The organism is Vreelandella arctica, assembly GCF_037070215.1.
Lineage (GTDB): Bacteria > Pseudomonadota > Gammaproteobacteria > Pseudomonadales > Halomonadaceae > Vreelandella > Vreelandella arctica.
Genome location: NZ_JBANSN010000012.1, coordinates 105,155 through 130,913, shown reverse-complemented (window position 1 = coordinate 130,913; position 25,759 = coordinate 105,155). Strand labels below are relative to the sequence as shown.

The window sequence follows — 25,759 nt, the reverse complement described above, 5'->3', positions numbered from 1 at the left end:
CAATAAATATGCCAGCGTAACTGAACGACCTGAGCCGAAGTGAGTGTTCAGGGAAGCGATCGGTAGTACTCGATGACCTTCCCAATGACGTAATCATGAGACGTCATGGCAATGATTTCGTAGCCGGGCCGATCATTTAGCGGAACAAGGCGGCGTATCCCACCTTCGATTTCAAGTCGCCGGAATATAGGACTTGAATACCCTGGAGCTGTCGCCACGACAAAAGAGCCATGCCTTGCCTCAAGTGTGGGATCGACAGTGATCCGCGTCCCCTCCGGAAAGGAATAGCGACCGCTACCATGCATCGCATCACCTTGCACAAAGAGTGCGAAGGCTTGCGGCCCAGCTCTCTGGATGGTCTCGAACGGCACTTCTATCGTACCTCTTCGTATCTCTTCAAGCGTGCTATCTAACCTACCGACTTGCTCCCAGGTGAGGACGGGTAAGCTGGCGGCCAAATAACGGCCTTTGCCATCTTCAACTCCAGGCCGCATGGGCAGGGGGTCGTGGCCACGCAACTGGGCTTCCGTAACCCCAAAGAACTCAGCCAGTCGCTGAATCGTAAGACTCTTCGGGTCTTTGCTGCTACCGGAAAGGATGCGATGGATTGTTGGCTGCGGTACGCCCTTTTCTTCACCGAGCACCTCGTAGGTAGCCCGCGACAAGGCGTTTTCGCTGATGCCGCGTCCTTCATCGTAGCGGTGCATGAGGTGGTGCAAGGTCTGTGCAATAGAGTGATAAGAGTTCATTTATATATTGTCCAGCAATGCTGGGCATAGCGGTAATACGCATAGGTATTGATTATTATACGCTTGAGTATTATGTTAAGTGAGTCACTGGAAGTGCCCGCGGTAAATCCGCTGCGGCTTCCTTGGGCCTCAGGGCGGCCTGCCGTCTCATTACCTGGCAAGGAGCAACTTATGGGTCTCCATATCCATCTTATGGTCCAACTGCAAAGTATTGATGCTGGTGTTTGGGAGGCGGTTTATGAGGAGAGCCTGTCGCTACTGCGGCGGTTTCCCACGCCGTTGCTCCGGTTCGAAGCTTGCGAGGTGGGTGAGTATCGCCGGTATCGACTCACTGACGAGATCCTATGCGATCCAGGCACCGAACAAGAGCGCTGGATGATATCTGGCGACCGGGTAAGTGGCCGCCGTGCAGAGAGCTTTTGTCTCTACCGTCATCTTCATCGTCACCTTCATCGACCTCTTAGTCGGAGTCCGAACGCGAGCGAACCCGATGTGGATGTTCTTTGGACCGATGAGCAGGATGCTACCTACCCTGTGGGGTCGGGCATTGATATTTTCGGCAGCAAGACGCAGGGATATCCTTACCACCTGGCGGTGTTGGCAGTGGGTATTCTTTTCGAGAACCGGTTTCCGAAGCACTGCTTCGTGCATGGTCAGCTGGAAAGGGAGCCTGCCAAGCAGGCACTTTTGTGGGTGAACGCGGTACTCGGTACCGATTTTCAGTTACCTGTCTGTCTGGATGGTCGCGCGCTTCATGCGCGCTTAGCCTGCTTGTATCAAAACCAGGAACACTTGATCGAGCGCTTCCATACACTTTTTTTGGGAGATCAGCAGCAAGCCCTACAGACGCTAATATTCTATGTCGAGCCAGAGGCGTTACAGCGCTATATAGTCGCAGAGCTGGAGTGCTATCACTCGCTGTCCCAGAGAGGGGTAGGTCGGCTTTTGTCAGCGTATCTGGAGGTTACCCAAAATATTGACGACTTGATTGACCTAGTGCTGGCAACGCCTCGTTTTCAGGCAGAGCCAGGGGCCTCCCTGGAGGCACTACTCAAGATGCTCTGCCGACGGTTCGTTACCATTGACCCTGTTGAGCGCAAACCCTTGTCTGCTCTGGATCAGCCTGTGGGGCAGTTAACGACTATCGATGACGCTTTCGACCGGGTCTTCCAGACGCTGTTGGGGGAACCGTCACAAGCTCGGTTTTACCTGAGCAGGGCTGAGCTACTGGAGCGGTTTTCGGCGCGCGAGCCCGAACTGCGTGACCGGTTTCGAGAGATCATGGAAACGGAAGAGGCGGCTTGTCGTAAGGCGCTCGCCGAGATATCCACTGTGATGTCCGAGGTAGCTGTGGGCGATGAACCTCCAAGCCATGATCACCCTGGCCCAGAAAAAACTGTAGCTCCTCAGACAGAGGAACTCCTGCCCGGGGAGCGCTACCTCATTCATCAAATAGAACAACAGCGGGAAAAGAGGGATCTTGTAGAGTCAGAAGTCATAGCGGAAGTTTTGGGCGTTGCGGTGGGGCAGATGTTGTTCAACCATCCACAAACTTTCAGTTCTACCGAACCTGAGTATTACAGGAAATTGATTGGCTGGGCTGGCCAGACCAATGAAGTCGTTCTGTGGCGTGAAGCCTGGGAAGAGATCGACTGCGTGAGCGATACTGACGTTCTTAGAGTGTTAGCCGTGTTGATGCTGATCACGGAGCGGGAGGCCACCTTTCGGCAGTTCCGGACTCATACACTTGAGAACAAGCAGCTATGGCCGTACTTGATGAAAAGAGCAACCGAGAGCTAGTGGCGCTGCCGGCCCTCCAGTTGCAGTTGCTGCACGAAAAGACGGATACGGTTTATTCTTGGATAAAGAGGTTTGACTCTAAATACTGGATGAGGTGGATTATGACAAAAATTACCCATGAGCCTGTTCTGCGCGCGATGGAGCGTTTAAAAGAACTCAGTGCCGACGAAGAAACTCGCCGGTTGGCTGAGGTAAGAGAGAAAGTGTTACGAGAAAACGAAGCTGAGTACAGGGAGGCCGTATATGAGGGGCGCCTTAAAGGCGCACGAGAAAGTCTTCTTCTGCAACTCGTCGCCAAGTTTGACGAGGTCCCAGACCGGGTTAGGTCACGTATTGGCACAGCAGATTATCCACAGCTGCAATTTTGGCTGAAAAAAATTCTGTTTGCCGATAGCCTGGACGATATTTTCAAGTAGTTACATCACTCCATTATCGCCGCTTGACGCTCTAACAAAGGGCAGCCTCGGTTGGTGGGTGCCCTTGTTGTATCTGCCTGGTTTTATTTTTTATGTTGATGATTCCTCGCTCGGAAGCTCTCCGCTGTTCAGTGATGACACCATTCTGCCGGGGGCATCGCGTGGCAAGGCACCGTGCTGTGGTCGTATTGTAGTATTGAAATAGGAGTGTGCATGAGCGAGCTACTCGACCCCATCAACGACTACGTTTTCAAGCGGCTGTTTGCCGAAGCGCCTGATTTGTTGGTGGATCTGATCAACGACTTGCGCCCGGATCTGCCTGATATTACCAATAAGCGCGTAAAGCATCGCCCAATCTTCGGGCGGTGATATAAGCGCGCACCGCGTAGCGGTGCCTGGGTTGATGTTGGTAACTACCCCTGATATTTTTCCAGTATGACAAAGCGTGCCTACAAAGAACGGTTCTATCCCACCGCCGATCAGACTGTGCTACTGGCACAGTCATTCGGCTGTGCCCGTTTTGTGTGGAACAATACGCTGTCTTATCGCACCGAAGCGTATCAACAGCACGGTGAGTCAGTGCCTCACTCTGCCACGGAAAAGCGCCTGGTGGACTTGAAGGCTGAGTTTCCGTGGCTCAAAGTGGTATCGAGCGTCATCCTGCAGCAAACCCTGCGCGATCAAAAAGCCGCCTTCGACAACTTTTTTAATCCCAAGCTCCGGGCGCGCTACCCACGCTTTAAGAAAAAAGATGGACGCCAGTCGATCCGCCTCACCAAAGCCGCCTTTCGCTATCGCGATGGCGAGATCACCATTGCCAAGTCTAAAGTGCCGTTGCCGATCCGCTGGAGCCGCCCGCTTCCGAGTGCGCCGTCAAGCATCACGATTTCCCGCGATTGTGCGGGCCGCTATTTCATTAGCTGCTTGTGTGAGGTCACGCCAGAGGCATTATCAATCACGCCCAAAATGGTGGGTATTGATCTAGGCCTGACCGACCTGTTTATCACCAGCGAAGGCGAAAAGTCGGGGAACCCACGCCATCTTAAACGCTACGGGGCCAAGCTGGCCTACCTACAACGCCGGTTAGCCAAGAAACGGAAAGGATCGAACAACCGCAACAAGCTGCGCCAGAAGGTGGCGCGGCTGCATGCCAAGATCGCGGACTGCCGCCGCGATGCGCTCCATAAAGCGACCCGAACACTGATTAACGAAAACCAAGTCCTGTGTATCGAGTCGCTGAACATCAGCGGCATGGTCAAAAATCGTCATCTATCTAAGGCCATCAGTGATGCAGGCTGGGGCGAGTTTGTTCGCCAGCTTGAGTACAAAGCCGCCTGGGCGGGACGCCAGGTGGTGAAGGTCAGCCAGTGGCTCCCCAGCAGTAAAACATGCCACGGCTGCGGTCTTAAGGTCGACAAGCTGCCGCTGTCACAGCGTCACTGGCACTGCGACGGCTGTGGCGAACCGATAGATCGGGACGTTAACGCGGCAAAGAATATACGAACCGCCGGACTGGCGGGGTTAGTCTGTGGAGCGACTGGAGCGGGGATAGCGGCCTAGCCGCTGTCTAGTGAAGGCGTGTTGAAGCAGGAAGGTTCTGGGGCGACCTTAGAACCCTCGCCCAAAGCGCGAAGCGCGGCGGGCGGGGAGTGTCAGCTCTGCGTGTGCTCACTAGCGAGCGATGAACAGTGGGCGCTGCACCTTGGTTGTTAATGCGCCATCGCGAGCGACAGCGCCAACTGAAGCGTTCAATCTTGCCCGAGTATTAGTATTGTTTCCGAGATCAATATGTAGCCACTGGTTGGGGCTTTTTCCTGGTAGGAATCACTTCATGCCTTGGAATAACCGAGGGTTATAGATTTGCGTGATGGTTTTAACCAACTGGATGTTCTTGGCTTCGGGGTGCAAGGGATTCACGACAGCGATTTGATCGAGCCCGCCAGAAGCACAGCTGGGTACCTGAAGGACGAGGTTATGAGCGGTATCCAGAAAGTCGGCACCTAGGGTTTGTGTGCAAGCAGGGTAGGGGAAGTGATCCCAGTTTTCAGGCAGATCTGAAAGTTCCACGCTTTTAACTGCTGTGGTGTCGACTTCGTAAATTCCGATCACCATGTCTTTTGGCACCAGCCGGGGGTTCGGGAGGTAGTTCCCCATTTCGAGCATGACGACCGCCGCTGACGAGCCGAAATACAGTACAGGCTGGCCGGCTTTGTTCCAGCGTCCGCCGTCTCGGTAGCTTCCGCCCTGGCCGGAAAGGTCGGTTAAATAGCGTTCTTTGGTGATACGATATAACTTCACTCGGATGCCCCTAGTGTTGGCGAGTGCTAAGGGTATTTATGCTTTTTTATTGTGAGATGATTCGGTCTTCCGCATCCAGAACATTATTAGCTGAACTCTCCGAATTCGATCTTGCCCAGCACATCCCGCACCATTTCACGCCCTGTAAAAGTATCGAATAGATCGATGGGCCGAGACCCATTAAGCGCTCGAACCTCGCTGTGCAGCCACTCCTGGGCGATATCGCGATCACCGAAGACTTGTCCGGTTTCGACATACAGCTTTAGTGTATCCAGCACTTCCTCGCTTTGAGCACGACCCAGAGCCTTACGCTTGTACAAGCGATGCAGGTTGCCCGAGTCAGTCTCCAGGAGCCGAACGAAGACATCTCGATCACCACGCAGAGCATTGATCGCTCTTTGGAGTACGCGGCCAGACAAGCCTTCTCGCACAGCCCTAATGAAAGCCACCTGGTCGGCATAAACATCACGCGGGAGGCCGATATCACCCAGCATACGGGTACCACTGTTGTCTTGTTCGATGAGATCCATGCCATCCTCCTTCATATATCCGATACACAGGATGCGTCGAAATGATGTAATTTGCACGTCAATATGACGATCTTGTTTTAGGCGCATAGTGCTGTAAAACCGTTGGCTTGTTATCGGCAAGCCAATATGCCAGCCAGGACATACCAATGACGCGCGGGTTGCCCGCTTTTTCGGTTCACTAACTAGACACGATTTTGCTATCTAAAGAGGTTTTCCATCCAGCGAGTATTCCATAATGGCGAGCGTTAGAGCGAAGTGGTGCTGCGCCTCCTGAAAAGCAGCCAACCCATCGCGCTTCAGTATGGCTTCTACCAGTGCAATGTGTTCACGACGAGCTCTGGGCAATGACTCGACAGGGTAAGGCTCTGAACCGAACCCCAGTGTTGCCCGGGCTGTTAATTGTTTAGATTGTGAAGTTAAGTGCCTGTTGCCGGTCATCTCCATAATGCATTGGTGAAGTTTGTGATCAATTTCGCGAGCAAGCGACGCACACTCTGTCTGACAAAATAATTCAAGAATCTGATGCAGCTTACCAGCCTGCTCTTCGTCATGTCGCTCAGCGGCAGTCTTGGCGACTAGCCCTTCTACAAGGCAGCGATAGTCGAAGAAATCTTTCAGGTGAGGAATTTCCTGCGCGAGAATCCGGTGTGCGGTATTTAACGTCACGTCGTCAAAACTTGTGCGGGTGACGAAGGTGCCTCCTTCGCGGCCTCTTCGTGACTCTATCAGCCCCAGTGAATTGACGATTTCCAACGCCCCTCTGACGGTAACTCGACTGACATTTTGTCGTTCGGCAAGCTCACGCTCCGGTGGCAGCCTATCGCCTGCTGAGTAAGCGCCAATGGCGATGGCGGTCACAATTCTGTCAGCCAGTTCCTGCTTGGCCGAGATAGCTTCCCTCACGTAAGGAAGGCCATGTTCAGGTGACTTTTCCACCAATTTCTCCCTAAAGGTATTTGAATAATGCCTTTTATTGTGGTTTTCTTCTTAAAGGTATTATTAAGATACCTTTTGTGGCGGTCACTCAATTGAGATGCAGCCAAGAAGATAGCGCTCGCTTCGGCGTCGAGTCCAATGCTGGTTGCCGAAGAAAGTACAAATTGTGAGCCCATACGCCGTCGCAAGCTGAGAGCAATAAAGACCCATTGTATCAGGCATTACTCAACAACAATCAGGCACAAGTGCACTTAAAAATCAGGAGATCAACCGTGAGTGACAACACTCTAGAAAGTCTTGGCTATAAGCAGGAACTCTCAAGGACGTTGGAAGTGAAGGACCTTGTTATCTATGGTCTCATTTTCATTGTTCCAATCGCTCCTTTTGGTATTTTTGGGCACGTTATGTGAGTGCCAGTGGGGGCATGATCGTAACCGCCTATATAATAGGTCTGGTAGGCATGTTGTTCACTGCTATCAGTTACTCGCAGATGGCAAAAGAATTTCCTGTGGCAGGTTCCGTCTACTCGTATGTGTCCAAAGGAACCAATAGCTTTGTCGGTTTCGTGGCAGGCTGGATCATGCTGTTGGATTACATTCTAATTCCAGCTTTGCTGTATGTGGTTGGCGCACTGGCGATACACGACATTTTTCCATCACTCTCACCGCTCGTTTTGATCGTTGCTTTCGTGATCTTCAATACCTATATCAATATCCGTGGAATTAGCTTCACCGCTGCGTTCAATCGCTGGATGTTGGTCGCTGAGCTTATCGTTCTAGCCGTATTTCTGGTGATGGGGGTGATTGCCATCAGCAATAATGTCAACGGGGCCGTTTTTTCAGTAGCTCCTGTTTATGACGCAGATAACTTTTCGTTAGGTCTTATCATTTCTGCAGTCCCGATCGCAGTGCTGAGTTTCCTTGGCTTCGATGGTATTTCTACGCTAGCTGAAGAGGCTAAAGGGGGCGGTAAAGCGGTGAGTAAGGCGATTTTTTTGGTGCTGCTAATCATCGGTGGTTTGTTTATTGCCCAAACTTGGATCGCGGCACTCATACAGCCTGATCCGACACAGTTTGATAACCTTGACACGGCGTTTTATGAAACAGCTCGCATTGCCGGAGGAGGATGGCTGGCAGTGTTAACCGCAGCAACGACCGCTATCGCCTGGGGCATCGCCGATTCGCTGGTCGCCCAGATCGCCACAGCGCGTGTCCTCTATAGCATGGGGCGTGATCGTCTACTTCCCGCTTCACTTTCTCGTGTGCATTCCCGCTTCAAAACGCCCTATGTCAGCACGCTATTGGTTGCCGTGGTGTCCATCGTAGCAGGGGTCGCTTTTATGCAACACCTTGCTCTGCTGACGTCCATTGTCACCATTGGTGCTCTGACGGCGTTTATTATTTTGAATGTCAGTACCATTTATTATTTTGTGCTTAAGAAGAAATCCTACAACGTCTTTCTTCATATTCTAAGCCCGGTGATGGCGCTGGCCGTTGTGGGGTACATCTGGAGTGGTTTTGAAGCCTATACCATTCTTATTGGTGTCGTCTGGGCCGTAATTGGGATGGGTGTCTATTATTTGGCACAAGCTCGTGGTCGCCAAGTCAAACTGGAGGTTTAACATGACGTTCAAGACGATTCATGACGTTCATCATTGTTTTGATCATAGCATTGCGCCCGTTGAAACGATTAGTTCCGGCGATACTCGCCATTTCGATATTCTCGATGCTAGCGGAGGCTTGATTGCGCGTGACAGCAAGGCCGACATCATCTCGCAATTGCCCCACGATGCCTTGAACCCTGTTTGTGGTCCGCTATTTATTGAAGATGCAGAGCCAGGCGACGTCATTGAGATTGAGCTACTAGATTTTGAACCTGGTGGATGGGGGTGGACTGCGCTTATACCCGGATTTGGGTTGCTGGCGGAAGACTTTACAACACCGTGGTTGAAGATATCTGAGTACGATAGTGAGTCGGTGTACTTCCATGATGATATCGTCATTCCGTTCCGCCCCTTCGCAGGTACCATCGGTTTGGCACCCGCTGAGCCTGGTTCGCATTCCATTGTTCCGCCACGTTTGTGTGGCGGTAATCTAGATATCCGTGACTTGGTGAAAGGCGCCAAACTCTATTTACCTGTTCAAGTGCCGGGCGGTCTTTTAAGTATTGGTGATACGCATGCATGTCAGGGCGATGGCGAGGTGTGTGGCACTGCAGTTGAGACGCGCATGGCCGCTAAGGCGACACTTAGACTACACAAGGGCGACAGTATTCCCGGCCCTATGTTTGACATGCCCGCTGTTGCTAGCGACAACCATAATGAAGGATATATTGCCACTACGGGCGTGGGTGCTGATCTGATGCAGAGCGCAAAAGATGCGGTCCGTTTCATGATTGATCGGTTGAGAAAGAAAGCTGGTATGGACGAAGCAATGGCTTATGCACTTTGTAGCGTAGCCGGGCAACTCAGAATCAGTGAAATTGTTGATCAACCGAATTGGGTGGTGTCTTTCTACCTACCTAAAGCAATCTTCAAGTCGCGTAGTCTCAAAGCTATCTAGTCGATATGGGTCATTTGGCCGGGTTTATTGCTCGGCCAAAATGGAATGCTAGCTATGGGTATGACGCCAGCCTCGCTGGATACTGAGCCCGACTGACCCGCTGTCGGCCCCGCCGTTGCCCGAAGCTGCATCTCAATGGTGAGCTGTTCGAACGGGTGACAAGTACCTGCTGCGCAAGTACTGGTCACCTGAGCAAATAGCCCGCACACTGAAGCGTATGTTTCCTAATAACACTGACCGCCACATCTCCCACGAAGCCATCTACAACGCGCTTTACCTCTTGCCGCGCGGCTCGCTCAAGAAGGAACTGATTGCCTGTTTGCGTCAGGGTGAAGGTAAACGACGCCCTGGCAGCTATGGCGGTGGAAAACCAGCTGTTGTATCACCCAACCATTTAGACCATCAGTTTGAAGTAACAGCGCCAAATGTTGCTTGGGTGACGGACATCACTTACATCCGAACGTACGAAGGCTGGCTTTATTTAGCGGTGGTTATCAGAGTGCGGGGGTTTTCGCGCACTCTGATAAAACAAGGGGCAGCCCATGGCCGCCCTCTACTGACAGCCTGCGAGGTAGGCCGCTTTCCACGGGGTTGCTTACGCTTCGCGTTTGCCATCCACCAAGCGCGACAGCTGCCATGGGTTGCCGTCCTTGAGCGGCTCGGGCAATAGCCCTTCCGGCAACGCCTGGTAGCACACCGGGCGCAGGAAGCGGAAGATCGCAGCACTGCCTACCGAGGTGGTGCGGCTGTCGGAAGTCGCCGGGTACGGCCCGCCGTGAACCATGGCGTGGCACACCTCGACCCCGGTTGGCCAGCCGTTGGCGAGAATCCGCCCGGCCTTGCGCTCGAGTACCGGCATCAGCGCCTTGGCCGCTTGCAGATCGCCGTCGTCCATCTGCAGGGTAATGGTCAACTGGCCTTCGAGCTGGGCCGCGACACGCTTTACTTCATCCTGGTCGGCACACTCGATGACCAGCGAGGTAGAACCGAACACTTCTTCTTGCAGCTCGGTCTCGTTCAGGAAGTCGTTCGCCGTGGTGACAAACAGCCCCGCCTGGCACTGGTTGGGCGACTCGCCCACCTGGCCACGTGCGGCTTCACGCACCTTGCTGCTGTTGGACAGCTGGCCAACACCCTGCTGGTAAGCATCGTAGATGCCCGGCGTGAGCATGGTCTGGGGCGCGCTGCCCTTCACGCCTTCTGCAGCGGCCTTGACGAAGGCATCGAGCTCGGCGCCCTTGACCGCAATCACCAGCCCAGGATTGGTGCAGAACTGGCCTGCACCCATGTTGAGCGAGCCGACGAAGCCTTCGGCGATCTGCTTGCCGCGTGCCTTGAGCGCCTCGGGCATCAGGAACACCGGGTTGATCGAGCTCATCTCGGCATATACCGGGATCGGCTGCGGACGCGACTGAGCGGTCTTCATCAGCGCGGTACCGCCGCTCCGCGAGCCGGTAAAGCCCACCGCCTGGATACGCGGGTCGGCGACCAGCGCCTGGCCGATCTCGCTACCCGAACCGAACATCAGCGAGAAGGTGCCTTCAGGCAGCCCGCGCGCTTTCACTGCACGCTGTACCGCACGGCCGACCAGTTCGGAGGTGCCGGGGTGGGCGGAATGGCCCTTGACGATCACCGGGCACCCGGCGGCCAAGGCCGAGGCGGTATCGCCGCCGGCCACCGAGAAGGCCAGCGGGAAGTTGCTGGCACCGAACACCACGACCGGGCCCAGGCCGATATGGCGCTGGCGAAGGTCGGCGCGCGGCATCGGCTGGCGGTCCGGCATGGCCGGGTCGATGCGCACGTCGAGCCATTCGCCGGCACGCACCACGGAAGCGAACAGGCGCAGCTGGCCGCAGGTACGGCCGCGCTCACCTTCCAGGCGGGCCTTGGGCAGGCCGGACTCGGCCATGGCGCGCTCGATCAGTTCATCGCCGATGTCCTCGATCTCGCTGGCGATGGTCTCGAGGAATACCGCGCGCTCCTCGAGAGAAGTCTCGCGATAGGTGGCGAAGGCCGTCTCGGCGAGCTCACAGGCACGCTCGACCTCGGCCTTGGTACCACCCAAGTAGGTCGGCTCGAGGATCTCGTTGGTGGCCGGGTTGATGGCGTTGATGGGCTTGGAACTGCCGCTGACGGCGTCCTGGCCAATGAGTAACTTGCCTTCCAGAATCATGTCGAACTCCTTGCTGTTTGCTGTCAGAGCGATTTCACGTCGATAGGCGCGCTGTCCGCTTCAAAGCGTAGTGGATTGCGCAACGGACGGCCGAAATCGGCGAGGCTGATCTCGAAACGGTCACCCTCGCGGGTGCGAATGTCATCGGCGAAGCTCAGCGTGGCGGTGCCGAAGAAATGCACATGCACGTCGCCGGGCCGACGGAAACCGACGTATTTGAAGTGATGGTGCTCGAGGTTGGCCAGACTGTGCGCCATGTTGGCCTCACCGGTGAGGAAGGGTTTCTCCCATACCGTCTCGTTGTCACGCACGATACGGCTGACCCCCTCCAGATGCGCAGGCAGTTCACCTACCATTAGTTCGGGGCCGAAGCTGCAGGCCCGCAGTTTCGAGTGGGCCAGCCACAGATAGTTGAAGCGCTCGGTGACGTGGTCGGAAAACTCATTGCCGATAGCGTAACCCACCCGCCACGGGTGGCCGTCATCGCCAATCACATAGAGCCCGGCCAGCTCTGGCTCCTCGCCAGCGTCCTCGGCGAAGTGCGGCACGTGGATCTCGGCCTCGGGGGCCACCACGCAGGCGCCGTCGCCCTTGTAGAACCATTCCGGCTGGGCACCGGGGGTGCCAGCCTGGGGCTTGCCGCCCTCGACTCCCAACTTGAACATGCGCATGGAATCGGTCAGTTCGGATTCGCTGACTTGCGTCTTGGCATGCATGGCCGAGCGCGTGTCCGCGCTGCCCAGGTGGGTGAGTCCGGTGCCTGTGACCAGGCAGTGAGCCGGGTCCGGATGGGTCAGCGGGGGCAACAGGCTTTTTTCGTCGATCAACTGGGCATAGTCGAGCCGGGTCTCGGTCGCTGCGGCTTCGACGATGTCGGCCAAGGAGCACCCCGCGGCGATGGCGCGGCGGGCCAGGCTGTAGGTATCTGCATCGAGCAGCCGAACTTGGCTGTCACTTTCGACCTGGGCGGCGTGCACCTGGCCTTGATATACACATTGAATCAATCGCATGCGACCTCCGTTGGTTAGGTTCTCAATGACGCGTCGATGCCGAATCAGCCAAGCAAGGCCAAAAGGCCTACGGAAGACTCATCGGTTATGACTAAAGTCTAGATGAAAATAGATTCTAGTATACTAGTATATCTCATTGTGAAATAAGCTCAACCGATCGATCCGGTGAGCGTTGCAGCGCTGAGTGCCAGTTGAAACTTGTCAGGCATAGGCATCGGATAATATCAATATAAAATTAAGGGTCTTAGCATGAGTGAGTGTAATTTGGTGCAGGCAAAGAAAGGATTCGTCCTGCTAGTCACGGCTTCCGCAATGATGATTGCTTTGGATTCTCAGGCTCAAAGCACAGCCACAATTAAGGTTGCAAATTACTTTGCCGAAGATCATCCACAAAACGTCGCATTGCGGGAACATTTCAAGACATCAGTGGAAGAGAATTCCGACATGTCTGTGCAGATATTTCCCAATAGCGAACTGGGAGATGAGCGCCAGTACACTAATGGCGTGCGAAACGGCTCTATTGAGATGGTCGTTGCTGGCATGGGTCTCCAAACGGCAGAACCCAAGATTGGCTTTACCGAATGGCCGTTTCTTTTCGAAACATACGATCAGGCCAACACTTTGCTAAATGGTGTAGTCGGTGACGAAATCGAGCCGCTGTTCCGCAAGCTAGGTACGGAACCGCTAGGTTGGACAGCGAACGGCTTCCGAGTGGTCTCGAGCAATCGTCCGATCACTAGCATGGAGGACTTCGAAGGGCTTCGTATGAGGATGCCTAACCTTGCAATGTATGTAGATGTTGGCCAGGCACTGGGCGCCAACGTGCAAACGCTGGGTTTCTCGGAAATCTTTACGGCGCTGGAGCAGGGGGTCGTTGATGGTCAGGACAATCCTTATGCCACGCTTTACAATTCCGGTTGGTATGAAGTTCAAAGCAACGTTCTTGAAAGCCGGCACATGTTCAGCCCCAATATTTACCTCATGAATAAGAAGTTCTTCGATAACTTGAGCGAAGAGGACCAGGATGTCATCAAGCTAGCTGCCGAAGAAGCGATGGAAATGGAATGGCAGCTCATGCAGGAGTCTGAAGAAGACATCAAGGCCAAGCTTAAAGAGGAAGGCCTGACTATTCATATGCCGAGCGATGATTTCCGCCAGAACATGGTCGATGCCATGGATCCTCTCTACGAAGATTTTTATGAAGAGTATGACTGGGCTAAAGACCTGGTAAACAAGGTAAGAACCTACTCGGAGCAGTAACGGTGTGCGGAGCCATGCCTGAAGCATGGCTTCGTAATAGTAGTCCCCCCATCCCCGAGAAGCCGTTATGAATTTTAAGTTATTGAATGCTTTAGAGCATCTACTCAAGGGAACGATTTTCGTATCGCTAGCCCTGATGGTAATTTTCGTTTTTCTGAACGTAGTTCTGCGCTACATGTTCAATAGCGGGCTGGCCTGGTCGGGCGAGGTTGCTCGATATTTATTTGTGTGGATCATCTTTTTGGGCTCGGTGATCGCCGTTAAGGAACAGAGCCACCTTGGCGTAGACATCCTCGTCAGCAAGCTTAACCTGTCTGTGCAAAAGATTTTATATACAGTCTCGACAGTATTAATTGTGGGTGTGCTAGCTCTTGCGCTTGATGGCTTGCTCGGGCTCATCGAATTGAACGCAGGGATAGGTAGCCCGACATCTGATATTCCAGTGAATACCTATTACTACGCTGGCGCAGTTTCTGTCGTACTCATGTCGATCATCTTTGTGATCCATACGGTACGTTTTGTTTTATTCAACAAGAGTGCGCCGCCATGGGCAAATTTGCCCAGCGACCATAAAGAGACGGAAAAAGCTATGGAGGAAGAGTCATGATCTGGCAGTTTTTGCTGGTACTGTTCTCGTTGCTGCTGATCGGGATGCCTGTTGCCTTCGCTATGATGATTGCTGCATCGGTCATGTTGTTTCTCGTAGGTATTTTCAACACGAGCACATTGGCAGAGTATCTTATTACCGGTGCCAACAGCTTTTCCCTTATGGCGATACCGTTCTTTATCCTTACCGGGGAAATCATGAACGCGGGAGGTGTCTCGAAGCGAATTGTCGATTTTGCCTCCTCCTTAGTGGGGCATTTCCGCGGTGGCCTAGGTTATGTAGCAATCATTGCCGGTGTTGTGTTTGCTGGTCTGTCCGGCTCGGCCGTTGCCGATACCGCTGCACTGGGCGCTATTCTGATCCCTATGATGGTTGCTCAAGGTTACAATAAAAATAGTACTACGGGCTTAGTGGCGTCGGTAGGCATCATTGGTACAGTCATTCCCCCCAGTATCCCCATGATTCTGTACGGCGTAGTGGGTGGTGTATCTATTACTCAACTATTCATGGCGGGCATCGTCCCTGGGCTCATTATGGCCATGGGCATGATGCTGGTTTGGTATCTGTTATCAAGAAAGACATCAGCCGGCCGTGTTGAGAAGGCAACTGGACGCGAGCGCCTGCACTATTTCTTGCGTGCTTTCTGGGCGCTATTGCTACCGGGCATTATTATCATAGGGTTGCGCGGCGGCGTATTCACGCCGACCGAGGCTGGCGTGATCGCCGCCGTATATGCGCTGCTTATCAGCTTCGTCTACCGAGAGATCAAGGTCAGTCAACTTTATGATGTACTGGTCGGGACGGCGAAAACAACTGCAATTGTGATGTTGATCGCCTCTGCTGCAATTGTTACTGCGTATGCAATTACGGTGGCCCGTGTACCTGCGGAACTGGCAACAGTACTCGGAGGTATGACCGAAAACCCGACCGTCATGTTGCTGATTATCATGGCCTTCCTGCTACTTGTCGGTTGCGTAATGGATATGACTCCCGCAGTTCTAATTTTTGCGCCGGTGCTGATTCCTGTAGTTGAAAGTTTGGGCATCGATCCGGTCTATTTCGGTGTCCTCATGGTTATCAACCTGTCTATCGGATTAATTACTCCGCCAGTCGGAACTGTGCTCTATGTGGGCTGCAGTATAAGTAAAATAAGTTTGTTAGATATAACGAAAGGTATATGGCCGATGTTGGCAATGTATTTTGCGGTATTGATCAGTTTCATACTTTTCCCGCAGATAGTTACTGTTCCCATGGAATGGTTGTCAAAGTAGGTAAGCACTAATCAACTGATCAGAATTAACCAATATATAGCAGGTATAAAATGGATAGGTGTGCTTACTCAGGATTGAATTACCGCAAGGCTGTCAATGTCGAGGAGCTACGTGCGATTGCCAAGCGTCGTCTACCTAATTTTGTCTATGAGTATATTCATGGCGGCTCAGACGATGAAGTGACTCTTGAGCGTAATCGTGCGATCTTCGACAAGTATTACTTTACTCCCAGAACGCTAACGAAGGTTAGCAAGCAGCGCAGCCTGGAGACGTCAATTTTTGGTAAAAAAATTTCTATGCCAGTGCTGATCGGGCCTACCGGCTTCAATGGCATGGTGACTAAGGATGGTGATACGAAGTTAGCTAGGGCAGCGACACACTACGGTATTCCTTTTACCCTCAGCAATGCCTCGACCACCTCCTTGGAAGACATCTCTAAGATAGATGGCCTATGGCATTGGATGCAGATTTATTTCTATCGCAATCGTGATTACGTTAAGAAGTTAGTCGAGCGCTGCAAGGAGGCCAATTACGATACGATCGTTGTTACTACCGACAGTGCTATATTTGGTAACCGTGAGTGGGACAGAAGAAACTATTCACGACCTTTAGTGCTAACTATGAGAAACAAGTTGCACGTGTTAACCAAGCCGCGCTGGCTCAATGATGTACTAATTCCCGATGGCATACCTCAATTCAAGAATCTTGGCGACCTGCTGCCTCCTGGCGAGACGTCGGTAAAGGGCGCAGCCGCTGTGTTAGGCCAACAGCTCGATCCTTCGCTTAACTGGGATGACATCCGTTGGCTCCGGGACGAGTGGAAGGGCCGGCTTGTCATAAAAGGTATTCTGTCTGTCGAAGAAGCAGCCACCGCAGTAGAAGTCGGTGTCGACGGGATCGTACTCTCGAACCATGGCGGGCGTCAGTTGGATTACTCCGTTTCCCCGATGGAGCTAATTGCCGATATCAGAGCAGAAGTCGGGAATCAGCTCGCCATACTCGTCGACAGTGGCTTCCGACGTGGCAGCGATGTCCTGAAGGCCCGGCTATTGGGAGCCGACGCTGTGTTACTCGGCAGAACCACACTCTATGGCTTAGGGGCAGGTGGCCAGGAGGGCGCTGAGCATGCATTGAACATCATCCGTGAGGAGATGGATCGAATACTCGGCCTCCTAGGCTGTAACGACCTCTCGGAACTCGATTCTGCATCTCTAATGGTGTCATCGTCTCGTTGATGTTTGCCCACTTTCCATCAGCATGGAACTAGTTATGGATACTCAAAACATTCCGAATGTTCTTGTTTTTGGCCCCAAGTCCCCCGATATTCTTGAGGCAATAAGCGAATTCGCGAATCCTATCGCCTACTGGCTGCATGGCTCTCTTGAGGCGTGTCTTGAAGCTTGTGAAGGCAATTTCCGTGCCGTGGTGAATACAGGAGAACAGCAAGTAAGCGCCGAACTTATGTCGCGGCTGCCTGCGCTGGAAGTCATAAGCTGCTTTGGGGTGGGGTATGACGGTGTCGATGTCGGCGAGGCCTCCCGGCGTGATATTGCCGTAACTAACACGCCGGATGTATTGACTGAAGATGTCGCCGATCTAGCAGTGGGGCTAACGCTTGCGGTAAGGCGTAATATCGTTGCTGCGCACAGATACGTTTGTGACGGCTCCTGGGAAAGGCAAGGCCCCATGGCGCTCTCAGCTCAGGTCAATGGCAAGCGTGTTGGCCTGGTCGGCCTGGGGCGCATTGGCAAGGCTATCGCTCGCAGGCTGCAGGCGTTTCAGTGTATTTTGCAATATTATGCAAGCACTGAAAAACCTGAGTTGCCATATCGCTTTTATAGTGACTTGGTTCGACTTGCTGAGGAGAGTGACATTCTAATCGTGACATTGCCGGGCGGTGCTAACACTGACAAGATCATAAACCGTGAGGTCATGCTTGCTCTAGGCAACACTGGCTGTCTGGTCAATGTCTCACGAGGCAGTGTGATTGACGAAGATAGTCTTATCGAGCTTCTCGAGACCGGAGCCTTGGGGGCGGCAGGTCTTGATGTCTTTCGCAACGAGCCACATGTGCCCGAACCGCTAAAACACATGCAAAACGTCGTTCTGCAGCCACACGCCGGAAGTGGAACTTGGGAGACCCGTTTTTCCATGCGTGATTTGGTGGTTGAAAATTTGCGCTGCCATTTCAAGGGGTTACCATTAATAACGCCGGTTAACTAACTAGTGAGATATTGATGATAGCCTTCGTTTCGTACTTGAGTGGCTTGCTATAGTCACTTAAGCGAAGCTGATATCGGTGAATTTATGGCCCTGCTGGAATATTGAGTATGAATATAATGAAGAGCAATCAAGCAGTCTCTACGAGCAGCTTCGCATACGCCACTATACGTGACAGGATAATTAACCTGTCTCTGAAGCCGGGAGAAAAGATTTCGGAAAAAGAGCTTGCTGATGAATTCAGTCTTAGCCGGACGCCGATACGGGAAGCGATGATCCGGCTCCAGTATGATGGCTTCGTGGATATCCTTGCACAGCGGGGTACTTACGTCACGCCAATTAAGAAGGATACTGTGATGGCGGCGCATTACGCGCGTTCCACACTTGAGTGTGCCCTAGTCCAGGATGCAGCTAGGCAATGTACTGAACAGCAGATCATTGATCTGAAGATAAATCTTGATGAGCAGGAAGCTGCCTGTCGTAGAAAGACCTACCTTGACATCGAGCGCCTTGACGAAGAACTACACGCTAAAATAGCGGAAGCAGCCGGTTATAGTGCAGTATGGGACGTTATTTATCCTGTACGTCTACATATCAACCGTGTACGGATGCTATTTCTTGAAGAGCAGCGTATTCCATCCATTATCAGTGAGCATGCTGCCTTGATAAGTGCCATTGAGTCTCGCGAACCGGCACAGGCGCTAGATGCCATGCAAATTCATCTCTCTTATATTCAGACGAACCTAGCCAAACTGGCTGATGCTTACTCGGAATATATTAATAGCTAGTAGGGGATTGAAAGTTAATACCTAACAGGTCGCCGCACACAGAAGTACAGTGTTTCCCTCCCGTCAGGTTGCGCGGGGTCGGTGGCCGACAGATTGAAACTACGCACCGGGATAAGCCCCAGAGATAGAACTAATCGGCCGCAATTTTTTCCACTGCGCTGAGCCCGCCTTTTTCATCGGGGGGTGAACGATCGTTTTGAATCTACAGCGAATTGCTCAAAAATAAAGTTATCACCCCCGGCCAAGGCCTGCCGCCAGTGTTTCCGGTCGTCCTCCACAACGGCTCGAAACCTTGGACGGCACCGCTGGATATCTACGAGATGGTTACACCGGAACCGCCGGGCTTTCTGCAGGTCTACCAGCCCCACCTACGCTATTACCTAGTCGATGAAGCGCGCTATCCTAATGACGAATTGGGCTTGCGCCAGACGCCGTTGAGCGGAGTGTTTAGTATCGAGAAAGCCTCTACTGACCGACAAGGGTTACAGCAGGCGGTCGATCGGATTGTGGCGATTATTCAGGCCGATCCGAACAAAGAGCGTATCGACAAGATCATTACCCGCTGGTTAAAGCGCCATCTACAGCGGCTCGGAGCTGACGTAAACTTAGATCAGCTCAATAGTTTGGTAAAGGATAAAGGTATGTTGGCAGAGAACCTAGAGAACTGGGCTCATAAAGAGCGCCAGAAGGTTTTGCAGGAAGCTGAGAAGAGAGCATTTGAAAGCAAACGTAACGCAGCCCGCAAGCTGATAGCGCTGACCGAAATTAACGATCAGCTGATCGCAGAGATTGAAGAGCTGCCGATTGAAGAAGTGGAAAAACTACGTGCCGAGACTCAGCACTGATTCCACGGACTCCCCAACGCCTTCAGGATAACGGGAGGGAAGTACAAGACAGCACACAGGCTCAGGCGTTGATAGACAACCTGCCGACAGAAGAGGCGCTGATAGCTGACAAGGGCTATGACAGTGAGCGTATCCGTGAGCAGGTCGAAGCAAAGGGCATGCGCCCCGTGATTACACGAAAGCGCAATTCAAAAAAAAGAATAACAGTTTAGACAAAGGGTTATCTCGCTATCGGCATCTCGTCGAGAACGCGTTTGCCCGATTGAAGCCGTATCGCGCGATAGCGATGCGGTATGACAAACTCAAACGAAACTACGAAAGCATGGTGGCCTTGGCCTGCGGTTTTTTACGGCTACCCATGTGAAAGGTCAACAGGCCCTAACCGACAGTTCTAGCCTGAAAAGAGATTTGTAGGTTCCTAAACCACAATCTCTTTTCAGAAAACTGATTCTAACAATCAGTGATTTAGCCGCCGTAACAAATCGGGGGTCAATTTCTCCACATCTGTTATACCAAGCAGCGCCATGTTGCGCTCTATTTCGCTACCTAGAAGCATGGCAGCCTTTTTCACACCGGCTTCACCAGCGACACTGGCCGCATAGTTAAAGGGACGACCAATAAACACAAAGCTTGCACCTAACGAAAGTGCTTTGAGTACTTGGCTACCGCGTCGAAAGCTGCCGTCGATCATCACCGGCACTGCTCCAGCGACCGCCTCCAGCACTTCAGGCAACATAGTGAGTGGGGCTACAGTGCCATCGAGCTGTCGGCCTCCATGATTGGAAACTATTAAACCATCGGCACCCGCGCTAACAGCACGCCGTGCATCGTCTGGGTGCAGAATACCTTTTACCACTAGATTACCTTTCCACCGTGTCCGAACCTGATCGAGCGTCGACCAATCAAGATGCCGGCGGCCAGAAAAATCACGATTGACGTTCTTTGCCAGTACCGGCACACCACGTGTCGCCGCATTATTTTCGAAATGCGGAACACCGTGATGCCACAATGTCTTCAGAAAAGTGCCGAATAGCCATCGCGGCCGCACCAAGCCATCCCAAGCTAGCCGTAGACTTGGGCGTAATGGCGAAGAGAAGCCCGCACGACGATGATTCTCAGGATTCGGTGGTACAGCGTAGTCCACGGTGACCACCAGATTGGTAAATCCGGCCTGCTCAACACGTGCCAGCAAGGCGTCGATTTCCTCCGGGGTTCCGGGAAGGTAAGCCTGGAACCAATCCGAGCCATTTGTCCCCGAAAGCTCTTCCATGGGGATCAACGATGTACCACTGACAATCATGGGGATGCCGCTGTCTGATGCTGCTTGTGCCAGTACCTGGTCTCCCCGATAGGCAGTTAGGGCGCTAATACCCATGGGTGCTATACCAAAAGGGTAGGCATAGCGGCGGCCAAGGAGCTCGGTTTCAGTCGACACGCCAGAGACATTCACTAATGCGCGCGGAAGAAATGCGTATTGATCGAAGGCTTCATGGCTTGAGCGGGCAGTGCTGCCGTCTTCAGCCACACTCGCCACGTAACCGAACAGCGGTCGTGGTAGGTGGCGCTTAGCTGCTCGCTCGAAATCGTCAAGACTCAAGATGTGTTCTAAGCGATGAGGCATCATGCCTCCTTAGTATCAGCAGTAACCCGACGCCAAGCGTCTTCATTCACAGCATTGAGAGGACCGCTTCCGGTTAGCGCTCCCAATAGGTTATCGACTGCCAACTGAGCCATAGACTCACGGGTTTCATGGGTCGCAGAGCCTATGTGTGGCGTCGTCACGACATTGTCCATGGCTGCCAGAGGCGAACTGGATGGGAGAGGTTCTTCGGCGAATACGTCTAGTCCAGCGGCACGTATTTGGCCGGAGTGGAGTGCCTCGATCAGTGCTGGCTCGTCGACCACTTTACCTCTCGCTATATTGATTAGGGCAGCCGTCGGTTTCATGCGTGCTAGGGCATCGGCGTCAATTAAGTGATGTGTATCGTTGTTGTAGGGCACGCTAATGCAGACGATATCCGCTTCGGTTAACAGGTCATTTAGCTCTCGCCTTTGCGCCCCTAAGTGCTGTTCAAGGGCAGGTTTAGAGGAAGAGGCTGTGTAGAGGATAGGCATGCCAAAACCCAGCGCCCCACGCCGGGCAATCGCCGCACCAATACGGCCTGCACCCACAATGCCGAGGGTTTTGCTGTGTACATCCACTCCGAAGTGCTCGGCACCGATATGTGCACGCCAGCCACCCTCACGAACCAGGTTGGCTAGTTCGACTAGCCGACGCTGGGTCGCCATGATTAACGCAAATGCCGTATCGGCGGTGGTTTCAGTCAGCACATCGGGCGTATTGCAGAGCAGAATGCCGCGCCGGTTAAGTGCCTCAAGAGGCAGGTGGTCATAACCCACTGAAATGGTGGAAACCACTTGTAGCGCTGGTGCCTCGGCCAACATTGCCTCGTTGAGTTCCAGCTTGCCGCCAATTAGGCCATGAGCCTTGGAAAGCGCTGCCATAAAGTCAGCGCGGTTTGATTCGTCCACGTCCTCGAAGTAGTCGACCTCGGCAACCTCGGAAAGCGCCTCAAGCTGAGCCTCACTGAGCCGTCGTACGGCGACAATACGCCACGATTTTAATTGCTCAGCCATGGTTCGCCTCATCTACGCCTTCCATCTGAAATCCTGTCGCTTTAAGCGAAGACACGAGTTCAGACGCACGCTGCTCCTCCAGCTCCACTAAGGGCGGTCGCACACGCCGCCAAGCGTCTTTTCCTGAGAAATAAGCTGTTGCCGCCTTCATGGCAGGGATCAGTGGGTACTGTTCAAACAGGTCACGCACAACGTTAAGGCGCTGTTGACGCTCGTCGGCATCGTCCGCCTGCCAATGCCTTGCCACCTCAACGATGGCCGCCGGATTGACATTGGCAGTGGCACTAATGCAGCCAGCACCCCCTGCCCGAAGGGTATCCAGCAGGTATCGTTCGCTGCCGGCATACACAGCAAAATCTTCCCCACCAAAGCGCTCTATTAAGGCTTGGGTGTGTGCCCAGTCTCCGCCGCTGTCCTTGATGCCGGCAATAATGCCCGGGAAAGCGTCACGTAAACGCTCGATCAGTTCAAACGAGAGCGGGACATGAGTGACAGGTGGGATATGGTAGAGGTAGATCCGTAGGCGCGAATTTGCGACACGGTTGATCACCTCGCTGTAGTAGCGAAACAAGCCTTCGTCGCTAACGCCCTTATAATAGAAAGGCGGTAGCATCAGCACACCGGCACAGCCAGCGTCCACCGCCTCGCGTGTCAGCGCCACGCAATCATCAATTGTACAGCTCCCGGTGCCGGGCATAATCCTGGAGGGATCGACACCGCCATCCACCAGCGCTTTTAACAGCGTCTGCTTTTCAGACACTGTCATTGAATTGGCCTCGGAATTGGTACCGAACACGGCCAAGCCAACGCCATTTGAAGCCAGCCACTGGCAATGCGCAACAAAACGTTGGGTATCCGGCGCCAAGTCGGCGCCAAAGGGGGTAATGACGGGTGACCAGACGTCTCCACTCAATTGTGACATGACTTTCTCCTTATTGTTTATTATTCAATTAGTGCCAAGGCTCGATGGCGTAGCGCTCAAGCGCAGCCTGATCAAATCCGAAGCCAAGGCCAGGAGCGGTGGGCAGCAGCAGATGCCCGTCGGCAAACTCTAACTGCGTATCCACAAGCCGCCTGAAGTTAAGCACCTGATCGTCGGCAAAGAACTCAACCATTTTTACGTTGGGCGCCGATGCCACCAGGTGGATATGCAAGTCGTGGAACCAGTGCGGATAAATATCCACTCCATAGCTGGCAGCCGTTGCGGCGATACGCCGAAACTCTGTGATGCCTCCACAAACCGCCGCATCGGTCTGCAAAATCATGGCGGCTTCTTTGTCCAGCAGCTCCTTGAAACGCCAGCGGCCTGCTTCAATTTCGCCGGTGGCCACCGGAACTGGGGTGCGCTCCGCCAAGCGGCGATGATTGTCGATGTCATCAGGACTGAAAGGCTCCTCGATCCAGAACGGATTATAGGGCTCGGCCATTCGCATAAAGGCCAGTGCCGACGGCAGATCACGCCAGGCATTGTTGGCGTCCATCATCACTTGCACATTAGGACCCACTGCCTCACGCACCGCCGCCAAACGTGCCTCCTCTCCAGCCAAATCTTCTCGGCCCACTTTCATCTTCACTGCGGTGAAGCCCTTTGCTACGTAGCCGGCCATTTCTTCACCAAGCATCGCGGGAGTTTTGCCGTCCAGGTAGTAGCCCCCACTGGCATAAGCCGGCACGCTGTGGGTATCGCTGGCGCCCAAATACTTATAGAGCGGTAGGTTTGCGGCGCGGGCGTTACGATCCCATAACGCTGTATCCAGAATGCTGATGGCGCGCATTACCGAACCGCTGCGACCATGCAGCAGCGATTCCTGGTACATTGCCTGCCACAGTGCTTCGGTGGCATGAGCGTCCGCCCCCAACAGCACCGGCTTCAATAGCTCCCTTACTGCATTAGCTACTAGTGAGCCAGCATTGTTGCCGCCATAGCAAAATCCAATGCCTATATGGCCATCATCGCCAACCACTTCGACGAGCACATAATCACGCTTGAGTACCTGACGATTGGAAAAGCTAGTGGGGTTATCCAGCGGTACATTGACCGTTCGAGCACGCACTTCGGTTATCGTTGTCATGATGAATCCTCGAATTAAGTGTGGGGGTTATTCGGTCTGAGTTCGTGGGCGCAGTGCAGACCGCACCCAGCGGAAGAAGGGTGTCGCTTGGAGTACTGAGAGGGCGGCAATGCAGAGAAGCACGACAGCGATAGGGCTGGTCAAAAAGATGCTCAAGTTGCCTTGCCCGATTAGCATCGATTGCTGGTAACTGGTCTCCATGACTGGGCCGAGAATCAAACCGATTACCATTGGTGCTGGTGACACACCTGCTTTATTCATCCAATAGCCAAACAGACCGAAGCCCAGCATCAACCCAACCTCAAACAAGCTGTTATTGATAGCAAAGGCGCCAATCACGCACAGCGTAATGATTGAGCAAGCCACAAAGCTGTCTGGTACACGTGTCACACTTACGCAGAGTCGGGTAAACAGCAGCCCCACTAGCAGTAGGCCAATGTTGGCAATAATCACCGCCCAGATCAGGGTATAAGTGACATCTCCATAGTCCGTGAGCAGGTTAGGCCCCGGTAGAATACCCTGGACCATTAGCGCACCGAGCAGAATGGCGGTAGAGGAACTGCCAGGAATGCCCAAGGCAATAGTGGGTATCAAAGCACCGCCCACTACCGCATTGTTAGCCGCTTCAGGTGCCGCCACCCCAGCGATGTCCCCCTTGCCAAAGCGGCTCTTATCTTTGGCAAAGCGTTTGGCTTCGTTGTAAGCGAACCAACTGGCAGTATCACCGCCGGTACCCGGTATGAGGCCGGTAATGATGCCGATGCCACTGGAACGGAAGATATTGGGTAACAAGCGGCGTATCTCAGCGAGAGGCGGAATCAACCTATCGGTGATCTTGCTTGCCACCTTCTGGGCACCATGGGCATTCTCGATCAGTATCAACGCCTGAGGGATAGAGAATAGGCCGATCAGCGCGACGGTAAACTCGATACCCGAGAACAAGTTAATGACATCGAAAGTCATCCGTGGCGTGCCGGTGATCAGATCCATGCCTACCGTGCTCAACAGTAGACCCAAGGTGCCCGAGAGCAGACCACTGATTACCGAACCTTGTGATAAAGATCCAATGATGGTGATGCCCAATACGGCGATCGCAAACAGCTCGATAGGGCCAAACTTGAGCACCAATACACCAAGCAACGGTGCTGCTGTGAGCAATGCGATGCCGCTCAGCAGACCACCGATGAAAGAAGCGAAGAGCGACACACCTAACGCTCTCCCGGCCTGGCCCTGTTGCGATAGCGGGAATCCATCGAGAACTGTCGCTGCGGCCGAGGGGGTGCCGGGCGTCTTCAATAAAATGGCGGCGATTGAGCCACCGTAGGAGGCCCCCACATAGAGTGAGGCCAACATGCTAAGTCCTGACGCCGGGTTCATACCAAAGGTGAGGGGTAATAGCAGCGCCAGCGCCATGGTCGCTGAGAGCCCTGGCATGGCACCCACGAACAGCCCCAGGAGGGTACCGCCCAGGATCAGGGCAATGTTGGTGAACGACATGACGTTGGTCAGGCCCACCAGAACAAGATTATCCATATGACTAGACTCCAGAAGCCTGCGTCAGGCACCCACCCCCAGCACGTTGTCAT

24 protein-coding genes and 2 pseudogenes are annotated in these 25,759 nt (G+C 53.4%); 15 read left to right on the top strand and 11 right to left on the bottom strand.

Annotation, left to right across the window (positions count from 1 at the left end; translation table 11 throughout):
- Positions 1 to 47: 47 nt before the first annotated feature.
- Positions 48 to 749, bottom strand: coding sequence for a LexA family protein (locus tag V8L70_RS12925; RefSeq protein WP_336269553.1), 702 nt, complete (start codon positions 747 to 749; stop codon positions 48 to 50).
- Positions 750 to 920: 171 nt separating this feature from the next.
- Here V8L70_RS12925 and V8L70_RS12920 point away from each other — a divergent pair, with 171 nt between their 5' ends.
- From V8L70_RS12920 to V8L70_RS12905, 4 genes are all read left to right on the top strand, one after another.
- The gene (locus V8L70_RS12920) at positions 921 to 2,549 is read left to right on the top strand and encodes a hypothetical protein (protein ID WP_336269552.1); all 1,629 of its coding nucleotides are present in this window, start codon (positions 921 to 923) and stop codon (positions 2,547 to 2,549) included.
- Positions 2,513 to 2,965 carry a hypothetical protein gene (locus V8L70_RS12915; RefSeq protein WP_336269551.1) on the top strand — a complete coding sequence of 151 codons (453 nt, stop codon included), beginning with the start codon at positions 2,513 to 2,515 and terminating at the stop codon, positions 2,963 to 2,965. Before V8L70_RS12920 ends, V8L70_RS12915 begins: the two co-directional genes overlap by 37 nt.
- A 213-nt stretch (positions 2,966 to 3,178) precedes the next feature.
- Positions 3,179 to 3,334, top strand: a complete 156-nt coding sequence (locus V8L70_RS12910) for a hypothetical protein (RefSeq protein ID WP_336269550.1) — start codon at positions 3,179 to 3,181, stop codon at positions 3,332 to 3,334.
- 66 nt (positions 3,335 to 3,400) lie between these two features.
- Positions 3,401 to 4,525, top strand: coding sequence for an RNA-guided endonuclease InsQ/TnpB family protein (locus V8L70_RS12905; protein WP_336269549.1), 1,125 nt, complete (start codon positions 3,401 to 3,403; stop codon positions 4,523 to 4,525).
- 264 nt (positions 4,526 to 4,789) lie between these two features.
- On the opposite strand, the gene V8L70_RS12900 is transcribed toward V8L70_RS12905, so the two are convergent.
- From V8L70_RS12900 to V8L70_RS12890, 3 genes are all read right to left on the bottom strand, one after another.
- Positions 4,790 to 5,263 (bottom strand): RES family NAD+ phosphorylase, encoded by a 474-nt coding sequence (locus V8L70_RS12900; protein WP_336269548.1) that lies wholly within the window; start codon positions 5,261 to 5,263, stop codon positions 4,790 to 4,792.
- 86 nt (positions 5,264 to 5,349) lie between these two features.
- Positions 5,350 to 5,793 carry an Xre family toxin-antitoxin system antitoxin gene (locus tag V8L70_RS12895; RefSeq protein WP_336269547.1) on the bottom strand — a complete coding sequence of 148 codons (444 nt, stop codon included), beginning with the start codon at positions 5,791 to 5,793 and terminating at the stop codon, positions 5,350 to 5,352.
- Positions 5,794 to 5,994: 201 nt separating this feature from the next.
- The gene (locus V8L70_RS12890; RefSeq protein ID WP_336269546.1) at positions 5,995 to 6,729 is read right to left on the bottom strand and encodes a FadR/GntR family transcriptional regulator; all 735 of its coding nucleotides are present in this window, start codon (positions 6,727 to 6,729) and stop codon (positions 5,995 to 5,997) included.
- A 424-nt stretch (positions 6,730 to 7,153) separates the two neighbouring features.
- Here V8L70_RS12890 and V8L70_RS12885 point away from each other — a divergent pair, with 424 nt between their 5' ends.
- The 3 genes and pseudogenes from V8L70_RS12885 to V8L70_RS12875 all read left to right on the top strand — a co-directional run.
- Positions 7,154 to 8,350, top strand: a complete 1,197-nt coding sequence (locus V8L70_RS12885) for an APC family permease (RefSeq protein ID WP_489686882.1) — start codon at positions 7,154 to 7,156, stop codon at positions 8,348 to 8,350.
- Between the two features lies 1 nt (position 8,351).
- The gene (locus tag V8L70_RS12880; RefSeq protein ID WP_336269544.1) at positions 8,352 to 9,290 is read left to right on the top strand and encodes an acetamidase/formamidase family protein; all 939 of its coding nucleotides are present in this window, start codon (positions 8,352 to 8,354) and stop codon (positions 9,288 to 9,290) included.
- 337 nt (positions 9,291 to 9,627) lie between these two features.
- Positions 9,628 to 9,816, top strand: a pseudogene (locus V8L70_RS12875) (IS3 family transposase); the annotation flags it as partial.
- Positions 9,817 to 9,885: 69 nt separating this feature from the next.
- Here the strand turns inward: V8L70_RS12875 and V8L70_RS12870 are convergent.
- Together V8L70_RS12870 and araD1 are read right to left on the bottom strand one after the other, a co-directional pair.
- On the bottom strand, positions 9,886 to 11,463 hold the full coding sequence (locus V8L70_RS12870) for an aldehyde dehydrogenase (NADP(+)) (RefSeq protein ID WP_336269543.1): 1,578 nt from the start codon (positions 11,461 to 11,463) through the stop codon (positions 9,886 to 9,888).
- 23 nt (positions 11,464 to 11,486) lie between these two features.
- A complete protein-coding gene (araD1, locus tag V8L70_RS12865) occupies positions 11,487 to 12,473 on the bottom strand; it encodes an AraD1 family protein (protein WP_336269542.1) in 987 nt (328 codons plus the stop codon).
- A 249-nt stretch (positions 12,474 to 12,722) separates the two neighbouring features.
- On the opposite strand from araD1, the gene V8L70_RS12860 reads away from it, so the two are divergent.
- The 8 genes and pseudogenes from V8L70_RS12860 to V8L70_RS12825 all read left to right on the top strand — a co-directional run.
- Complete coding sequence (locus tag V8L70_RS12860; protein WP_226938611.1) at positions 12,723 to 13,733, top strand: TRAP transporter substrate-binding protein; 1,011 nt, start codon at positions 12,723 to 12,725, stop codon at positions 13,731 to 13,733.
- 67 nt (positions 13,734 to 13,800) lie between these two features.
- Complete coding sequence (locus tag V8L70_RS12855) at positions 13,801 to 14,340, top strand: TRAP transporter small permease (protein WP_193063331.1); 540 nt, start codon at positions 13,801 to 13,803, stop codon at positions 14,338 to 14,340.
- Positions 14,337 to 15,611, top strand: a complete 1,275-nt coding sequence (locus V8L70_RS12850) for a TRAP transporter large permease (protein WP_336269541.1) — start codon at positions 14,337 to 14,339, stop codon at positions 15,609 to 15,611. The genes V8L70_RS12855 and V8L70_RS12850 overlap by 4 nt, the downstream gene beginning before the upstream one ends.
- Before the next feature lie 74 nt (positions 15,612 to 15,685).
- Positions 15,686 to 16,846, top strand: a complete 1,161-nt coding sequence (locus tag V8L70_RS12845; RefSeq protein ID WP_336269540.1) for an alpha-hydroxy acid oxidase — start codon at positions 15,686 to 15,688, stop codon at positions 16,844 to 16,846.
- A 34-nt stretch (positions 16,847 to 16,880) separates the two neighbouring features.
- Positions 16,881 to 17,834, top strand: coding sequence for a 2-hydroxyacid dehydrogenase (locus V8L70_RS12840; protein WP_336269539.1), 954 nt, complete (start codon positions 16,881 to 16,883; stop codon positions 17,832 to 17,834).
- Positions 17,835 to 17,941: 107 nt separating this feature from the next.
- Positions 17,942 to 18,619 (top strand): GntR family transcriptional regulator, encoded by a 678-nt coding sequence (locus V8L70_RS12835; RefSeq protein WP_336269538.1) that lies wholly within the window; start codon positions 17,942 to 17,944, stop codon positions 18,617 to 18,619.
- 212 nt (positions 18,620 to 18,831) lie between these two features.
- A complete protein-coding gene (locus tag V8L70_RS12830; RefSeq protein WP_336269537.1) occupies positions 18,832 to 19,464 on the top strand; it encodes an Rpn family recombination-promoting nuclease/putative transposase in 633 nt (210 codons plus the stop codon).
- Positions 19,465 to 19,467: 3 nt separating this feature from the next.
- Positions 19,468 to 19,828 (top strand): annotated as a pseudogene (locus V8L70_RS12825) (IS5 family transposase); the annotation flags it as partial.
- A 93-nt stretch (positions 19,829 to 19,921) separates the two neighbouring features.
- On the opposite strand, the gene V8L70_RS12820 reads toward V8L70_RS12825, so the two are convergent.
- The 5 genes from V8L70_RS12820 to V8L70_RS12800 are packed head-to-tail and all read right to left on the bottom strand — an operon-like array spanning position 19,922 to position 25,706.
- Positions 19,922 to 21,085 carry an alpha-hydroxy acid oxidase gene (locus V8L70_RS12820; RefSeq protein ID WP_336269536.1) on the bottom strand — a complete coding sequence of 388 codons (1,164 nt, stop codon included), beginning with the start codon at positions 21,083 to 21,085 and terminating at the stop codon, positions 19,922 to 19,924.
- Complete coding sequence (locus tag V8L70_RS12815) at positions 21,085 to 22,101, bottom strand: 2-hydroxyacid dehydrogenase (RefSeq protein ID WP_336269535.1); 1,017 nt, start codon at positions 22,099 to 22,101, stop codon at positions 21,085 to 21,087. Before V8L70_RS12815 ends, V8L70_RS12820 begins: the two co-directional genes overlap by 1 nt.
- The gene (locus tag V8L70_RS12810) at positions 22,094 to 23,023 is read right to left on the bottom strand and encodes a dihydrodipicolinate synthase family protein (RefSeq protein WP_336269534.1); all 930 of its coding nucleotides are present in this window, start codon (positions 23,021 to 23,023) and stop codon (positions 22,094 to 22,096) included. The genes V8L70_RS12815 and V8L70_RS12810 overlap by 8 nt, the downstream gene beginning before the upstream one ends.
- A 28-nt stretch (positions 23,024 to 23,051) precedes the next feature.
- The gene (locus V8L70_RS12805) at positions 23,052 to 24,173 is read right to left on the bottom strand and encodes a mandelate racemase/muconate lactonizing enzyme family protein (protein ID WP_336269533.1); all 1,122 of its coding nucleotides are present in this window, start codon (positions 24,171 to 24,173) and stop codon (positions 23,052 to 23,054) included.
- Between the two features lie 27 nt (positions 24,174 to 24,200).
- The gene (locus V8L70_RS12800) at positions 24,201 to 25,706 is read right to left on the bottom strand and encodes a tripartite tricarboxylate transporter permease (protein ID WP_336269532.1); all 1,506 of its coding nucleotides are present in this window, start codon (positions 25,704 to 25,706) and stop codon (positions 24,201 to 24,203) included.
- Between the last annotated feature and the right edge of the window lie 53 nt (positions 25,707 to 25,759).

What these genes read in the sequence shown, in the direction of transcription:
- V8L70_RS12840 (WP_336269539.1), top strand. Translation starts at nt 16,881, where the DNA reads ATGGATACTCAAAACATTCCGAATGTTCTTGTTTTTGGCCCCAAGTCC.
- V8L70_RS12895 (WP_336269547.1), bottom strand. Translation starts at nt 5,793, where the DNA reads ATGGATCTCATCGAACAAGACAACAGTGGTACCCGTATGCTGGGTGAT.
- V8L70_RS12925 (WP_336269553.1), bottom strand. Translation starts at nt 749, where the DNA reads ATGAACTCTTATCACTCTATTGCACAGACCTTGCACCACCTCATGCAC.
- araD1 (WP_336269542.1), bottom strand. Translation starts at nt 12,473, where the DNA reads ATGCGATTGATTCAATGTGTATATCAAGGCCAGGTGCACGCCGCCCAG.
- V8L70_RS12810 (WP_336269534.1), bottom strand. Translation starts at nt 23,023, where the DNA reads ATGTCACAATTGAGTGGAGACGTCTGGTCACCCGTCATTACCCCCTTT.
- V8L70_RS12870 (WP_336269543.1), bottom strand. Translation starts at nt 11,463, where the DNA reads ATGATTCTGGAAGGCAAGTTACTCATTGGCCAGGACGCCGTCAGCGGC.
- V8L70_RS12910 (WP_336269550.1), top strand. Translation starts at nt 3,179, where the DNA reads ATGAGCGAGCTACTCGACCCCATCAACGACTACGTTTTCAAGCGGCTG.
- V8L70_RS12905 (WP_336269549.1), top strand. Translation starts at nt 3,401, where the DNA reads ATGACAAAGCGTGCCTACAAAGAACGGTTCTATCCCACCGCCGATCAG.
- V8L70_RS12820 (WP_336269536.1), bottom strand. Translation starts at nt 21,085, where the DNA reads ATGCCTCATCGCTTAGAACACATCTTGAGTCTTGACGATTTCGAGCGA.
- V8L70_RS12880 (WP_336269544.1), top strand. Translation starts at nt 8,352, where the DNA reads ATGACGTTCAAGACGATTCATGACGTTCATCATTGTTTTGATCATAGC.
- V8L70_RS12855 (WP_193063331.1), top strand. Translation starts at nt 13,801, where the DNA reads ATGAATTTTAAGTTATTGAATGCTTTAGAGCATCTACTCAAGGGAACG.
- V8L70_RS12850 (WP_336269541.1), top strand. Translation starts at nt 14,337, where the DNA reads ATGATCTGGCAGTTTTTGCTGGTACTGTTCTCGTTGCTGCTGATCGGG.
- V8L70_RS12920 (WP_336269552.1), top strand. Translation starts at nt 921, where the DNA reads ATGGGTCTCCATATCCATCTTATGGTCCAACTGCAAAGTATTGATGCT.
- V8L70_RS12860 (WP_226938611.1), top strand. Translation starts at nt 12,723, where the DNA reads ATGAGTGAGTGTAATTTGGTGCAGGCAAAGAAAGGATTCGTCCTGCTA.
- V8L70_RS12805 (WP_336269533.1), bottom strand. Translation starts at nt 24,173, where the DNA reads ATGACAACGATAACCGAAGTGCGTGCTCGAACGGTCAATGTACCGCTG.
- V8L70_RS12885 (WP_489686882.1), top strand. Translation starts at nt 7,154, where the DNA reads ATGATCGTAACCGCCTATATAATAGGTCTGGTAGGCATGTTGTTCACT.
- V8L70_RS12915 (WP_336269551.1), top strand. Translation starts at nt 2,513, where the DNA reads ATGGCCGTACTTGATGAAAAGAGCAACCGAGAGCTAGTGGCGCTGCCG.
- V8L70_RS12800 (WP_336269532.1), bottom strand. Translation starts at nt 25,706, where the DNA reads ATGGATAATCTTGTTCTGGTGGGCCTGACCAACGTCATGTCGTTCACC.
- V8L70_RS12815 (WP_336269535.1), bottom strand. Translation starts at nt 22,101, where the DNA reads ATGGCTGAGCAATTAAAATCGTGGCGTATTGTCGCCGTACGACGGCTC.
- V8L70_RS12835 (WP_336269538.1), top strand. Translation starts at nt 17,942, where the DNA reads ATGAATATAATGAAGAGCAATCAAGCAGTCTCTACGAGCAGCTTCGCA.